The sequence below is a fragment of the Pseudomonas sp. B22(2017) genome (genome assembly GCF_002113105.1).
GTDB lineage: Bacteria > Pseudomonadota > Gammaproteobacteria > Pseudomonadales > Pseudomonadaceae > Aquipseudomonas > Aquipseudomonas asiatica.
The window spans coordinates 193,258-207,655 of sequence record NZ_NEJN01000004.1; the positions used below are offsets into that span (position 1 = coordinate 193,258).

Sequence of the window (14,398 nt, forward strand, 5' to 3'; positions counted from 1 at the left end):
TTCGCGGGTAAACCCGCTCCCACAGGGACCTTGCATGGCTTTAGATAATGCGGACTTTCAGGGAGCGCCCCTTGATCTTGCCGCTGTTCAGGCGCTGCATCGCCTGCTTGGCGAGCGGCCGTTCGACGGCCACGAACGCCTGGAAATCGAAGATCGCAATTTTGCCCACCTGCTTGCCGGGGATGCCGGCGTCACCGGTCAGCGCCCCGAGGATGTCACCCGGGCGCAGCTTGTCCTTGCGCCCGGCGGCGATGCACAGGGTGCTCATCAGCGGCAGCAGCGGCTCGCCGCCCTTGTGCTTCAGGCTGTCCAGCTGGTCCCAGCGCAGCGGGCTCTTCTGCAGGTCTTCGATGGCCTGGGCGCGGTGGCCTTCGGCCGGTGCCACCAGGCTGACCGCAATGCCTTTCTCGCCAGCACGGCCGGTGCGGCCGACACGGTGCACATGGATTTCCGCATCACGTGCCAGCTCGACGTTGATGACCATGTCCAGGCCATCGATGTCCAGGCCGCGGGCGGCCACATCGGTAGCCACCAGCACCGAACTGCTGCGGTTGGCGAACATGGTCAGCACCTGGTCGCGGTCGCGCTGCTCCAGGTCGCCATGCAGGGCCTGGGCAACGATGCCCTTGGCGGTCAGGTGGGCGACCACATCCTCGCACTGCTGCTTGGTGAAGCAGAACGCCACGCAGGACTGCGGGCGGTAGTGGCCGAGCACGCGGGTGACCGCCTCGAGGCGCTGTTGCGGGTCGATCTCGATGAAGCGCTGCTCGATCTGATTGTCGGCATGCAGGCTCTCGACCTTGACCTGTTGCGGGTTGCGCATGAAGTCGGCGGCCAGTTGCTTGATGCCGGCCGGGTAGGTGGCCGAGAACAGCAGGGTCTGGCGGCGCGACGGGGTCTTGCCGATGATGCTGGCGATGGCATCGAAGAAGCCCATGTCGAGCATGCGGTCGGCCTCGTCCAGCACCAGGGTGTTCAGCCCGTCGAGCACCAGGGTGCCCTTGTCCAGGTGCTGCTGGATGCGCCCTGGGGTGCCGACGATGATGTGTGCGCCGTGCTCCAGCGAAGCGATCTGCGGGCCCAGCGAAACGCCGCCGCACAGGGTCAGGATCTTGATGTTGTCCTCGGCGCGGGCCAGGCGGCGCAGCTCCTTGGCCACTTGGTCGGCGAGCTCGCGGGTAGGGCACAGCACCAGCGCCTGGCAACCGAAGTAGCGCGGGTTGATCGGGTTGAGCAGGCCGATGCCGAAGGCGGCGGTCTTGCCGCTGCCGGTCTTGGCCTGGGCGATCAGGTCCTGCCCCTTGAGGATGACCGGCAGGCTCTGGGCCTGGATCGGTGTCATCGAGGCATAGCCGAGGGCGTCCAGGTTGGCCAGCATGGCAGTGGACAGCGGCAAGGTGGCAAAGGCGGTGGATTCGGTGGTCACGAGGCGGGCCTGCGGTGCGAAGCGAAAAATGCCGCATAGTCTACCAGCCTCATGGCCATTCGCCCTACGACTCCATGTGTTCTTCCGGACGACGGGCACGCCTTCCGTCCGTCGGCGACAGCTGCAGGAATATCGCCGCCGCCAGCATGGCCATCACGCCGATGGTGACGAAGGTCAGCTGGAATGCACCCAAGGTGGTTTCCACGCCGTCGGCGTTTCCGGCTGCGGTAAAGCCGCCGAGCAATGCCCCCGCACATGCCACGCCCAGGCTCAGGGCCAGCTGCGCGACCACCGACAGCAGGCTGTTGCCGCTGCTGGCGCTGGCGTCGTCGAGGTCGATCAGGGTCACCGTGTTCATCGCGGTGAACTGCATCGAGTTGACTGCCCCGAGCAGGCCCAGCTGAATCAGCAGCACGGCATAGGGCGTCTGCTCGTCGACCAGCCCGAGGCTGGCCAGCAGCAGGCCCAGCAGCAGGGTGTTGCCGGTGAGGATGATGCGGTAGCCAAAGCGTTCGATCAGTGGTCGGGCAATGGACTTGGCCAGCATCGCCGCAGCCGCCAGCGGGATCATGCTCATGCCGGCCTGGGCCGGCGAGTAGCCCAGCGCCACTTGCAGCAGCAACGGCACAAGGAACGGCAGCGCGCCGCTGCCCAGGCGGGCGAACAGGTTACCGAGAATACCGATGGCAAAGGTGCGCACGCGGAACAGCCTGGGTGAGAACAACGGCTCCGGGTCGCGCCCGGCGCGCAGCCAGTAGGCCGCCAGGCAGGCCATGCCGGCGAACAGCAGCAACATCACCCGCAGGTGCGGCAGGTGCAGTTCGCCCAGGCCTTCCATGGCGATGGTGATCAATACCATCGCTGCGCCAAACAGCAGGAACCCGGGGCCGTCGAACGTGGTGCGCTCGGCGCCGCGCAGGTCGGGGATGAACTTCCAAACGGCGTAGCAGCCGATCAGGCCGACCGGCAGGTTGAGCAGGAAGATCCAGTGCCAGCTCAGTATTTCCACCAACCAACCGCCAACCGTAGGGCCCAGTAGCGGCCCGAGCAGGCCGGGGATGGTGATGAAGCTCATGATGCGCACCAGCTCGGTGCGCGGGTAGGCACGTAGGACCACTAGCCGCCCGACCGGCAGCATCAGCGCACCGCCCAGCCCTTGCACGACACGGGCAAAGATCAGGAAACCGAGGCTGTTGGCGGCGGCGCACAGCAGCGAGCCGAAGCTGAACAGCAGGATGGCGCTGAAGAAGATGCGCTTGGTGCCGAAGCGGTCGGCGATCCAGCCTGAGGCGGGGATCAGCAGGGCCACGGTGAGCATGTAGGCGATGATCACGCCCTGCATGCGCAGCGGGTCTTCGGCCAGCGACCGGGCCATGGCTGGCAGTGCGGTGTTGAGGATGGTGCCGTCCAGGGACTGCATGAAAAAGGCGATGGCCACCACCCAAGGGATCCAGCGGGCGGTGACAGGGTCCAGCGGGGTGCGTTCGGGCATGACTTCCTCGTTTGTCAGTGCCGGCCCTTTCGCGGGCACGCCCGCTCCCACAGGTATCGCACCGCATCCGATGATGGTGCAATACCTGTGGGAGCGGGCATGCCCGCGAAGAGGCCGGTAATGCCTATCACAGTGTCAGGGTCAGGCCTTTGACCAGTGCCCCCGGCAAATGACTCGACCCGGTACTGCGCTGTCCATAGGTACTGGTCGACAGAATCATCTCGCGCTCCTGCGTCAGGTCCTCCAGTTGGCTACCTAGCAAGCTGTACAGGCTGTCATCGAAGCGCATGGTGCTCACCGGGCCCTGGATCTGCCCGTTCTCCACCCAGAAGGTGGCGAAGCGGGTCAGCCCGGTCATGCGTGCCGCCGGCAGGTCGGAATAGTTCAGGTACCACAGGTTGCTGATGTACAGCCCGGTACCGAGCCGCTCCAGGATTTGCTCGCTCGGCAGGCTACCTGCTGCCAGGCTCAGCGCACACGGCGACTCGTAACTATCGGCGCCATTGGCCAGCAGCTCGAACTCGGCCGCACTGCGCGCACTGATCAATCGCTGCCGGGCCTCGCCTTGCTGGATCAACGGCACATCCAGGCGCGGCGAGCCTTCATCGGAAAACGCAGGGCTCAGCGAACCGCTGACCTGCTCGGTGAAACTCACCAGCGGGCTCAGCCGCGCATCGTCGTTGTACAGGCGCTGCAGGGCACTGTTGCCAGTGGCCAGGGCCTGTGCGGAAAAACCGCCCCAGCACAGCATGCCGGCTATTTCGTCCATGGCCGCCGGGGCCAGGTAGGCGCGGTAGCTGCCAGGCTTCAGCGTGACGGCAGGGCGGCCAAGGAAACCCAGCTGTTCCCGCGCCTGGCGCAGGCGTGCGGTGAAGTCGTCGGCGCTCCACACTTGCCCGGCATAATTGGCCTTCACCGCCTCGCCGTTTTCGTGGAACAGGCTCCAGTCGAAGTTGAAGCTGTTGGCCTGGTGCCAGCCGAAGGCCCCGAACGAGCTGGCGAAGCCCCGGCAGATGGGGCCGGCGGCGTAGATGCCGACAAGGTCCAGGTCGCCGGCTTCACGCTCGAGCAAGGTCAGCACATCGCTCAGTTCGGGCAGCGGCTGCTCCTGCTGGCTGTGGCTGTGCCAGGCGCTTTCGTCCAGGCGCAGGTACGGATCGACCGCCAGCAATGGCAAGGTCTGGCGCAGTTGCTCCAGGGCCGTGAACAGGCGCTGGCTATCCAGTTGCGTGTCACCACTCAAGGTCACCTGTTGCTCTGCCTGGCGGCCATCGCGGATCAGCCGCAGTTGCGCGCCGGCCTGGTTCACGGTGCCGGCCTGGCGCACCTTGGCATGGTTGAAACGCACGAATTGCGACTGTTCGGCGCTGTAGCCGAGGGTGAACTGTTCGCCCGTCTGCAGGGCTTTGCGCACATCCCCGACCAGGGTTTCGAAAGCGTGTTTCATCAGGCGTCTCCTCCGAATACGTCGATCTGGCGGAACACGCAGGCCGGCGAGGCATGCCCCACCCGTACCACCTGGTTGGGTTCGCCCTTGCCGCAGTTGGGCGTGCCCAGCACCTGGAAGGTACTGCTGTCGCCGACCGCCGCCAGGTTGCGCCAGAACTGCGCGGAGATGCCACGGTAGTTGGGGTTCTTGACGATGCCCTTGAGCTCACCGTTTTCGATCAGTTGGCCCCATTCACAGCCGAACTGGAACTTGTTGCGAGCATCATCAATGGACCAGGAACGGTTGGTGCGCATCAGGATGCCGTGCTCGATGCCCTTCACCAGCTGATCCAGGCTCTGGTCGCCCGGCTCGATGTTGAGGTTGGCCATGCGGTCGATCGGCGCGCGGTTCCAGCCGCAGGCGCGGCTGTTGGCCACGCCGTCGAGGCCGGAGCGGAACTGCGACAGCGCACCACCCAGCGGGCGCAGCAGCAGGCCATCGCGGATCAGGAACTGCTTGCTGGCCTGGGTGCCGTCATCATCGAAGCTGTAGCTGGCCAGCTCTTCGCCGATGGTCGGGTCGAAGGTCACGTTGAGCAGCGCGGAGCCGTACTGCAGGTGGCCGAAGTCATCGGCTTTGACGAAGCTGGTACCTGCGTAGTTGCGTTCGTCGCCGAGAATGCGGTCCATCTCCAGCGGGTGGCCGATGGATTCGTGGATCTGCAGCATCATCTGGTCCGGCATCAACAGCAGGTCGCGCGGGCCGCTGGGGGTGTTCGGCGCCAGCAGCAGTTGCAGCGCCTCGTCGGCCACCCGGCGGGCAGCCCCGACCAGGCCGCAGCGCTCGATGACCTCGAAGCTGCCCTGCTGGCCGAAGTTGTCGCGGCCCAGGCTGCGGCTCTGGCTGTCCTGGCCGTCGCTGGCGGTCACGCCCAGGCCCGGGAACAGGAAGCGCTGGGCGTGGCGCAGCTCGGCGCCGGCCGAGTTCAGGTAGGTCTGCTCGACCAGGCTCAGGCCCAGGCTGGCCTGCCAGTCCACCAGGCGGCTGTCCTTGGGCACGCTGGCCGATTCGGCAGCGAGCAGGCCGAGGCAGTCGGCAAGGTTGGGCACGGGTTGGTCGAAGTTGGGCGAAATGTGGTCGTGGCGTGCGCTGGTCACCGGTTGCTCGCGCAGGTCCAGCAGGTTGTATCGGGCGATCTGCCGGGCCAGCGCCTCGGCCTGCTCCAGGGCGCGCTGCAGGCCGGTCTGGGACAGGTCGGCGGTGGCCGCGTAGGTCTCCACGCCATTGACCCGCACGGTGAGCATGGCACCTTCGTCCTGATTGAACAGCGGCGGTTCGGCGACATTGCGGCGCACCGACAGCGCCTGGTGCGACTGTTTCACATGGCGCAGGGAAAACAGCTCGGCCGTACTGCGCAGCGTGGCAAAGCGCTGGCGCAGCAGGGCGCTGGTATCGAACATGTGGAAGCCTCCGTGTACACGGTGGCTCCCCCTTAGAACCACTCGTCCTGCATGGCGAGGCAAGTGTCGTCGCGCGCCTCGAGCAATGCCAGCTCATTATGGCAGCCAGGTACCTCCCAGGTCAGGAAATAACGCGCTGCCTGCATCTTGCCGAGGTAGAAGTCGCGGTCGGTGGGTTTGCCCATGAGCAGGCCGAGTTCGGCATGGATCGCCTGTTCCAGCCAGCGCCAGCCAATCACGCAGTGGCCGAAGGCCTTGAGGTAGAGGGCCGAGTTGGCCAGGGCGCCGGCGACTTTGCCCTCGGCCAGGTCACCCAGCAAGGCCAGCGTCACACCTTGCAGGCGGTTGATCAGTTGCTCCAGCGGCTGGCGCAGTGGGTCGAGGTTCGCATGGTGGCTGGCGCGCTCACCGGTGGCAGCGATCGACCGGATCAACTGCTTGAGGCCGGCGCCATTGTTCTGCGCCAGCTTGCGGCCCAGCAGGTCGAGCGACTGGATGCCCTCGGTGCCTTCATGGATCGGGTTCAGGCGGTTGTCGCGGTAGTACTGTTCAACCGGGTACTCGCGGGTGTAGCCGTGGCCGCCGAGGATCTGGATCGCCAGTTCATTGGCCTTCAGGCAGAACGTCGAGGGCCAGGATTTGACGATCGGGGTCAGCAGGTCGAGCAGCTCCTGCGCCTGCTTGCGGGCGCTGTCGTCGCTGGCAGTCTGGGTGTCGTCGAACAGGCGCGCGGCATACAGACCCAGGTCGAAGGCGCCCTCCACGTAGGCCTTCTGTGCCAGCAGCATGCGTTTCACATCGCTGTGCTCGATGATCGGCACTGCGGGGCTGTGCGGGTCTTTGTTGTCCGGCAACCGACCCTGCGAGCGCTGACGGGCGTATTCCAGCGAATACAGGTAGCCGGCGTAACCGAGCATCACTGCGCCCATGCCGACACCGATGCGTGCCTCGTTCATCATCTGGAACATGCAGGCCAGGCCCTGGTGCGGCTGGCCGACCAGGTAGCCGACGCACTGGCCGTTGTCACCGAAGTTCAGCGCGGTGGAGGTAGTACCGCGCCAGCCCATCTTGTGGAACAGCCCTGCCAGCAGCACATCGTTGCGCGGGCCACGGCTGCCATCTTCGTTGACCAGGTACTTGGGTACGATGAACAGCGAGATGCCCTTCACGCCGGGCGGAGCATCCGGAAGCTTGGCCAGCACCATGTGCACGATGTTCTCCGACAACTCGTGATCTCCGCCGGAGATGAAAATCTTGTTGCCCTTGAGCCGGTAGCTGCCGTCACCGGCAGGCTCGGCGCGGGTACGAATATCGGCCAGTGAAGAGCCCGCATGGGGTTCGGTCAGGGCCATGGTGCCGAAGTAGCGGCCTTCGATCATCGGCTGCAGGAACAGGCGCTTCTGTTCATCGCTACCGAAGCTCTCGATCAGGTTGGCCGCGCCCATGGTCAGGAACGGGTAGGCCGTGGTGCCGGCGTTGGCCGCCTGGAAGTGGGCGAAGCAGGCCTGCGAGACCAGGCTCGGCAGCTGCATGCCGCCGGCTTCGAAGTCGCGGTTGGCGTTGAGGAAGCCGGCTTCGAGAAAGGCGTCGACGGCGGGTTTCACTTCGGGGATCAGTTCGGCGCGGCCATCCACGTAGCGCGGCTCGTTTTCGTCGGCCTTGCGGTTGTGCGGGGCGAAAAATTTCTCTGCGATGGTGCGGGCAGTCGATAGCGCCGCGTCGAAGGTTTCGCGGTTGTGCTCGGCGAAGCGCGGGCGCTGAGTCAGGGCCTCGGCGTCGAGGACTTCGTAGAGTTCGAAGGCGAGGTTGCGGGGGCTGAGCAGGGTCTCGGGCATGATCGCGGTCCTGAGGCGGGATGCTGCGAGTGTAGGAGGGTGGTGGGGTGGGGGACAGGTTAATAGGTTTGGGTGATATGGGTTGAGAAAGAGTAATAAGACCTGCGGTCTGGCATCCGTACAGATGTTGCTTTCCATGAAAAATGGAGAAATTTCCCGCAACGTTATCAGAAGTGGTCCTACAGATTTTTTGAGCTAGTGAATGTAAACGTCGGTGCTCGGAATGGAGGATTGGCAATGGAAAAGCTCACTCGCTGGACGAACGTTCGAACGGATGACCTGTGTAGGGTCGAAGATCCATTCTTTTCGACCGGGATAATTAGAGATTATTTGCAAAGTAGGGGCTGCGTACGAGAAATATTCGGCGTAACAGAACTCTTAAGGGAGTGCAGTTTGTATGACTCGGTTAGGCTGGCGAGTGATCAAATTGACAGAGTACTTAGGCCGGTTGCATCAGGTGAGTGGATGCTGATTAAAGATAGGCCATTCAAGCCGATAGATCTCGAAGAGAATTGGTATGCGAGAAATTGTCGTGAGAGCGATGATGGCGGTTTTCTGATTAACACCGTTTCTGCGATGAGTGGTCCGGGCAAATGGAAAATAACATCTATACGTGTTAATAAACTTGCTTCGAGTGCTGCCTTTGTTGCGAACTTCCTGACATCAAGAGGAGATGAGGGGCGTGTCTTCTTGTCGTCAGGGAAAGATTTTGCGAATACGACGAGAACAGTTACGCAGGAATGGGTGCCGCTTGATGAAGAGGAACAGTATTTTTCGCCATCCTCCGCAATCCATAGATATGGAATGGAACGTAAAGTAACGCAAATTTATGTGGAGGCTGATGATGCCTGGGATGTGTCGGGAACCTCATGGCATTGGCGACCAATAATAGCAAATGAAGAATATGAGTTGAAAGATAAATGAGCTGGAGCATCGGTTTGATAAGGTCAACGCGTTTGGTCGGTTTCTTTTGGGGTGGTATGGATGCTTTTTACATTTTTTTCGTTGTGGTCAGTAGCCTGAATAGAGGTATGACCCCCTTTGTCAGTGATCTCAATTCCGCTCTTGAAAACATGGAGCAGTGGGGGGGAGGGCTTGAGATCATGGTGTGGATGGGGCTGATTGTCCAGATATCCCTTGTTGCCAGTAGCATATTACTTTGTATGGGGAGAAGACCAGGGCGTTATCTGGCTTTCGTTCAGTTTCCATTTCGTATCTTGTTTATAGTTCCGTCGTTTTCTTTGTTTCTATTATTGCCAGATACCAGTACGTGGGTTTGGTTGAGCCTTTTCGCAGCTTCTGAAGGGACTAAAATCCTAAGCCTTTGGTGGTTCTGGCGAAGGCTCGGATGAGCGAGGGCATTAAAGGGTGCTTGCTTTGGTTCATTCTATATCTGTGCGACCGAGCGGCGAGCGGTCACACAGGCGCGCTGCAAAGGGCGAGGTGAAACCTGCCAGCCCTACCGCATTTCAGTCAGCACCCCGGCAGTTTTTTAGGTTTTCGCCTATTCCATGTAGTCCATTTCCCAAACATACTCCCAACCCCCTCCTAGCCATTGCGGTGCTCTGGATCGGGCCATAGTCTCGGTTGGTCGCTGCCAAATCAGTGACCGGCTTTGACAGGCCGACCAGGTCAAACCGCATAGTTCTGCCTTTTATGGCGGCTGTGCATGGGGCACTTCGTGTGCGCCGGGTTTTGGTTTGCCTACCGGTCTGTCAACCCATGTACAGCTGCCACCCTCTTGTTTGACAGCAGGTGTGTGGTGGCCCTTATTACTAGGTGAACCATAATGCTGAAAATTGTCCCCGATCCACCCCACGATCCCCCTTTGCCTGAAGGCAACCCAATGCTGAGGCAGATGCCCTCTACAAGGCTTCATTGATATGTCGCCTGAACGGGCCCTTTCGCGGGTGAACCCGCTCCCACAGGATCGTTACAGTCTTCAAGATTTGCACAGTACCTGTGGGAGCGGGTTTACCCGCGAAGAGGCCGGCCCAGGCAGTCGAGAAATTTCAAGTGGATCGAAGAATGACAACAGAAGACACCTAAGTCACCGTCGGCAAGACCACCTTCTACCAGGGTGAAAACCGCACCCACCCGCTGTTCCGCATCGAGCCGGGCATCCCGTGCCGGGACGCCCGCGAGCAGTCTTCGGAGTTGATGGGTTATGTGCGCGAACTGACTATCACCGGGCTGATGGATGAGAAACCGATGATGATCTGGGCTGCCCATTACCTGAGTGCGATGGCCAAGGCACTGATGGATGATGCTGAGTTGGGGATGAAGCAGTGAGGGTTTGGCTTCAGGTTGAATGAAGGCTGACAGGTGTTCGCCACAACATTTTCTGCGCCTGTGAGATCGAGCGCCGCCCGCGCGGCGCTTCGCGGGGCAAGCCCGCTCCCACATTTGTTGCAACGTGGCCATGCCTGTGAGGCCATGGTTGTCAGCCTTGGCGCATGACTAAAGACATGTTGGGCGGCAGCCACGCCAACATGGAGATATCGGCGGACCAACAAAGCGGGCAACCATGGCCTGACAGGTTTGGTACGTTGCAACAAATGTGGGAGCGGCCTTGTGCCGCGAAGCGCCGCGCGGGCGGCGCTCGATCTCATAGGCGCTGAAGATGCTGCGGCGAACACCTGGCAGCCCAACCCCAGCCCCCATAAAAAAAAGGAGAGCCGAAGCTCTCCTTTTTTCGTTAACAACCCTCAGCCTCAGCCAATGGTCATCAGGCTGGCATTACCACCGGCAGCAGCAGTGTTCACACTCACTGCCCGCTCGATCACCAGGCGCTCCAGCGCAATCTGGTGGTCGCCGCTGGACAGCCCGTGCACACCCACGATCGCCCCGGCACGCTTGGCCACCTGCTGGCACACGCCGCGCAGCTGGTCCGAGTCGCCATGGTGGATCACGGCGTCGAACGCCACTTCATCCTTGTTCCAGTCCGCCACCAGCTTGACCTTGGCCTGCAACTCTCGCGGCAGGCGGGCACGCAGGGCTTTGCCCGGCTCGCCGTCCGCCCATACCGCCGAGCTGCCAACAGCCAGCACTGCGGCGAACTGCGCCAGCAGGTCGGCTTCGTTATCGGCCAGGCACAGCACGTGCTCCCGCGGCAGGATGGTGTAGCTGTTGCGCTCGCCGGTCGGGCCTGGCAACAGGCGGGCGATGCCGCTCTGCGACTGGCTGGCGAACTGGCTGCACAGCGTGGCGAGGTCGGACAGCTGGTTGCTCTCGGCCCATGCCTTCAGGCCGTGCAGCGGCTTGATCAGCTGTTCGTGCAGGGCGCGGTCAGGCTTGCCTTCGCCGTCCTGCTGCTGGAAGTGGCGGCCAATCGCGTCGGCCGGGCGGGTCGACAGCAGGCGGTACAGGTACAGCGGGCCGCCGGCTTTCGGGCCGGTGCCGGACAGGCCTTCACCACCGAACGGCTGCACGCCCACCACTGCACCGACGATGTTGCGGTTGACGTACATGTTACCGGCGTTGGCGGTTTCCACCACCTTGGCGATGGTCTCGTCGATGCGGGTGTGCACGCCGAGGGTCAGGCCGTAGCCGGAGTTGTTGATCTGCTCGATCAACTGGTCCAGGTTGCGACGGTTGTAGCGCACCACGTGCAGCACCGGGCCGAAGATTTCACGCTTGAGCTCGTCGAAGCTCTCCAGCTCGATCAGGGTAGGCATGACGAAGGTGCCGCGCTTGAGCTCGGCAGCATCGGCAATGGCCACCTGGTAGACCGAGCGACCTTTCTCGCGCATGCCCTGGATGTGCTTCTCGATGCCGGCTTTGGCTTCGGCGTCGATCACCGGGCCAATGTCCACGGCCAGGCGGTCCGGGCAGCCCAGGCGACTTTCGGCCATGGCACCCTTGAGCATTTCGATCACGCGGTCGGCGGAGTCTTCCTGCAGGCACAGCACGCGCAGTGCCGAGCAACGCTGGCCGGCGCTGTCGAAGGCCGAGGACACCACATCGATCACCACCTGTTCGGTCAGTGCCGAGGAGTCGACGATCATCGCGTTCTGGCCGCCGGTTTCGGCGATCAGCGGGATCGGGCGGCCCTGGTTGTCCAGGCGGCCGGCGACGTTGCGCTGCAGCAGGCGGGCCACTTCAGTGGAACCGGTGAACATCACGCCCTTGACGCGCTCGTCACCCACCAGGCCGGCACCGACGGTTTCACCGCGGCCAGGCAGCAGCTGCAGCACGCCTTCAGGAATGCCGGCTTCCAGCAGGAGGCGCACGGCCTGGGCAGCGATCAGCGGGGTTTGCTCGGCCGGCTTGGCCAGTACGGGGTTGCCGGCGGCGAGCGCTGCGGCTACCTGGCCGGTGAAGATCGCCAGCGGGAAGTTCCACGGGCTGATGCACACCACCGGGCCCAGCGGGCGGTGGGCGTCGTTGCTGAAGTCGTTGCGTGCCTGCACCGCGTAGTAGCGCAGGAAGTCCACGGCTTCACGCACTTCGGCGATGGCGTTGGCGAAGGTCTTGCCGGCTTCGCGGATGAGCAGGCCCATCAGCGGCTGGATTTCGGCCTCCATCAGGTCGGCGGTGCGTTCCAGAATGGCGGCGCGCTCGGCAGGCGGGGTGGCCTGCCAGATCGGAGCGGCATTCAGTGCGCACTGGATGGCGTTGTCGACGTCGGCGACCGTGGCTTCCTGAACATGGCCGACCACGTCGCGGTGGTCCGCCGGGTTCAGGACCGGTGCAGCGGCGCCTTCGCTGGCAGCGCAGGCCAGCAGTGGCGTGGCTTTCCAGTCGTTGTGGGCGGTGGCCAACATAGCGCAGGACAGCGACGCCAGGCGGTGTTCGTTGGCCATGTCGATGCCGGCCGAGTTGGCCCGCTCGCTGCCATACAGCTCACGCGGCAGCGGGATGCGTGGGTGCGGCAGGCCGATGCTGCCTTCCTGGGTGCCCATGCGCTCGATGCTGGCGACCGGGTCGGCGACCAGTTCCTGGATGGAGATCGAGTGGTCGGCGATGCGGTTGACGAACGAGGTGTTGGCGCCGTTTTCCAGCAGGCGACGCACCAGGTAGGCCAGCAGCGTTTCGTGGGTGCCAACCGGTGCATAGACGCGGCACGGACGGTTCAGCTTGCCTTCGGAAATCTTGCCGACCACCTGCTCGTACAGTGGCTCGCCCATGCCGTGCAGGCACTGGAACTCGTACTGGCCCGGGTAGTAGTTCTGACCGGCAATGTGATAGATGGCCGACAGGGTGTGGGCGTTGTGGGTGGCGAACTGCGGGTAGATGGCTTCTGGCACGGCCAGCAGCTTGCGGGCGCAGGCAACGTAGGACACGTCGGTGTACACCTTGCGGGTGTAGACCGGGTAGCCTTCCAGGCCTTCGACCTGGGCGCGCTTGATTTCGCTGTCCCAGTAGGCGCCTTTCACCAGGCGGATCATCAGACGGTGGCGGCTGCGCTTGGCCAGGTCGATGACATAGTCGATCACATACGGGCAGCGCTTCTGGTAGGCCTGGATGACGAAGCCGATACCATTCCAGCCGGCCAGAGAAGGCTCGAAGCACAGGCGCTCGAGCAGGTCGAGCGACAGCTCCAGGCGGTCGGCTTCTTCGGCGTCGATGTTCAGGCCGATGTCGTACTGCTTGGCCAGCAGGGTCAGCGACAGCAGGCGCGGGTACAGCTCTTCCATCACGCGCTCGTACTGGGCGCGGCTGTAGCGCGGGTGCAGCGCCGACAGCTTGATCGAGATGCCCGGGCCTTCATAGATGCCGCGGCCATGAGAGGCCTTGCCGATCGAGTGGATGGCCTGCTCGTAGGACGCCAGGTACTTCTGTGCGTCGTGCTCGGTCAGTGCGGCTTCGCCGAGCATGTCGTAGGAATAGCGGAAGCCCTTGGACTCGAAGCGGCTGGCATTGGCCAGGGCTTCGGCGATGGTTTCGCCGGTGACGAACTGCTCGCCCATCAGGCGCATGGCCATGTCGACGCCCTTGCGGATCATCGGCTCGCCGCTCTTGCCGATGATGCGGGTGAGCGAGGAGGTGAGGCCGGATTCGTTGTGGGTGGATACCAGCTTGCCGGTCAGCAGCAGGCCCCAGGTGGCGGCGTTGACGAACAGCGACGGACTGTTGCCCAGGTGCGGCTGCCAGTTACCGGTGCTGATCTTGTCGCGTATCAGCGCGTCACGGGTGCCCTTGTCGGGGATGCGCAGCAGGGCTTCGGCCAGGCACATCAGTGCCACGCCTTCCTGGGACGACAGCGAGAATTCCTGCAGCAGGCCTTGAACGATGCCGGCACGACCACCAGCGCTCTTCTGGTTACGCAGTTTTTCGGCGATGCCGGCGGCCATCTTGTTGGTCGCTTCGGCCAGCGGGGCGCTCAGGCGCGCCTGCTCCAGCAGCATCGGTACCACTTCCTGCTCGGGGCGACGGTAGGCGGCGGTGATCGCCGAGCGCAGTACCGACTGCGGCAGGATGCTCTCGGCGAACTCGAGGAAGCACTGGTGGCTGTGGTCGGGCTGGACCTCTCCGGCATCGTCGGCCAGGCTGCTGGCATGGCCGTTGAGTTCGGTCAGGGTGGCACCACCCTCGAGCTTCTCCAGGTAGTTGAAGATCGCTTGCTTGATCAACCAGTGCGGGGTGCGGTCAATCGACTGCGCAGCTGCCTTGAGTCGCTCACGGGTCGGGTCATCGAGTTTGACCCCAAGGGTGGTCGTCGCCATTTCTTATCCTCGTTATTGCCACGGTTGTGGCCTAAGCTGACGCCAAGAGTAGCTGTAGGACAATTCGGGTGCAACCAGGTGCAACCCG

General features: G+C 63.1%; 8 protein-coding genes and 1 pseudogene. 3 read left to right on the forward strand and 6 right to left on the reverse strand.

Going from position 1 to position 14,398, the window contains the following annotated elements:
- Positions 1-40 precede the first annotated feature (40 nt).
- The 5 genes from dbpA to CAG18_RS11285 all read right to left on the reverse strand — a co-directional run bounded on the left by dbpA (position 41) and on the right by CAG18_RS11285 (position 7,642).
- The gene (dbpA, locus tag CAG18_RS11265; protein ID WP_233687397.1) at positions 41-1,378 is read right to left on the reverse strand and encodes an ATP-dependent RNA helicase DbpA; all 1,338 of its coding nucleotides are present in this window, start codon (positions 1,376-1,378) and stop codon (positions 41-43) included.
- 112 nt (positions 1,379-1,490) lie between these two features.
- Positions 1,491-2,918: a multidrug transporter subunit MdtD gene (gene mdtD, locus CAG18_RS11270; RefSeq protein WP_085720900.1), complete on the reverse strand. Its 1,428-nt coding sequence runs from the start codon at positions 2,916-2,918 to the stop codon at positions 1,491-1,493.
- 127 nt (positions 2,919-3,045) lie between these two features.
- Positions 3,046-4,365, reverse strand: a complete 1,320-nt coding sequence (locus tag CAG18_RS11275) for a TldD/PmbA family protein (RefSeq protein ID WP_085720901.1) — start codon at positions 4,363-4,365, stop codon at positions 3,046-3,048.
- Positions 4,365-5,807 (reverse strand): TldD/PmbA family protein, encoded by a 1,443-nt coding sequence (locus CAG18_RS11280; RefSeq protein WP_085720902.1) that lies wholly within the window; start codon positions 5,805-5,807, stop codon positions 4,365-4,367. Before CAG18_RS11280 ends, CAG18_RS11275 begins: the two co-directional genes overlap by 1 nt.
- A 32-nt stretch (positions 5,808-5,839) precedes the next feature.
- Complete coding sequence (locus CAG18_RS11285; RefSeq protein ID WP_085720903.1) at positions 5,840-7,642, reverse strand: acyl-CoA dehydrogenase; 1,803 nt, start codon at positions 7,640-7,642, stop codon at positions 5,840-5,842.
- Between the two features lie 237 nt (positions 7,643-7,879).
- Between CAG18_RS11285 and CAG18_RS26430 the strand changes: the two genes are divergently transcribed.
- The 3 genes and pseudogenes from CAG18_RS26430 (at position 7,880) to CAG18_RS11295 (ending at position 9,934) form a co-directional block, all read left to right on the forward strand.
- Complete coding sequence (locus tag CAG18_RS26430) at positions 7,880-8,566, forward strand: hypothetical protein (RefSeq protein ID WP_143492646.1); 687 nt, start codon at positions 7,880-7,882, stop codon at positions 8,564-8,566.
- The gene (locus CAG18_RS11290) at positions 8,563-8,994 is read left to right on the forward strand and encodes a hypothetical protein (protein WP_143492647.1); all 432 of its coding nucleotides are present in this window, start codon (positions 8,563-8,565) and stop codon (positions 8,992-8,994) included. Before CAG18_RS26430 ends, CAG18_RS11290 begins: the two co-directional genes overlap by 4 nt.
- Positions 8,995-9,670: 676 nt before the next feature.
- A pseudogene (locus tag CAG18_RS11295) lies at positions 9,671-9,934 on the forward strand (DUF3077 domain-containing protein).
- Between the two features lie 422 nt (positions 9,935-10,356).
- On the opposite strand, the gene putA reads toward CAG18_RS11295, so the two are convergent.
- A complete protein-coding gene (gene putA / locus CAG18_RS11300) occupies positions 10,357-14,310 on the reverse strand; it encodes a trifunctional transcriptional regulator/proline dehydrogenase/L-glutamate gamma-semialdehyde dehydrogenase (RefSeq protein ID WP_085720904.1) in 3,954 nt (1,317 codons plus the stop codon).
- Positions 14,311-14,398 lie beyond the last annotated feature (88 nt).

Coding starts and splice junctions, on each gene's coding strand:
- dbpA (WP_233687397.1), bottom strand. CDS start 1,378: ATGCTGGCCAACCTGGACGCCCTCGGCTATGCCTCGATGACACCGATC.
- mdtD (WP_085720900.1), bottom strand. CDS start 2,918: ATGCCCGAACGCACCCCGCTGGACCCTGTCACCGCCCGCTGGATCCCT.
- CAG18_RS11275 (WP_085720901.1), bottom strand. CDS start 4,365: ATGAAACACGCTTTCGAAACCCTGGTCGGGGATGTGCGCAAAGCCCTG.
- CAG18_RS11280 (WP_085720902.1), bottom strand. CDS start 5,807: ATGTTCGATACCAGCGCCCTGCTGCGCCAGCGCTTTGCCACGCTGCGC.
- CAG18_RS11285 (WP_085720903.1), bottom strand. CDS start 7,642: ATGCCCGAGACCCTGCTCAGCCCCCGCAACCTCGCCTTCGAACTCTAC.
- CAG18_RS26430 (WP_143492646.1), top strand. CDS start 7,880: ATGGAAAAGCTCACTCGCTGGACGAACGTTCGAACGGATGACCTGTGT.
- CAG18_RS11290 (WP_143492647.1), top strand. CDS start 8,563: ATGAGCTGGAGCATCGGTTTGATAAGGTCAACGCGTTTGGTCGGTTTC.
- putA (WP_085720904.1), bottom strand. CDS start 14,310: ATGGCGACGACCACCCTTGGGGTCAAACTCGATGACCCGACCCGTGAG.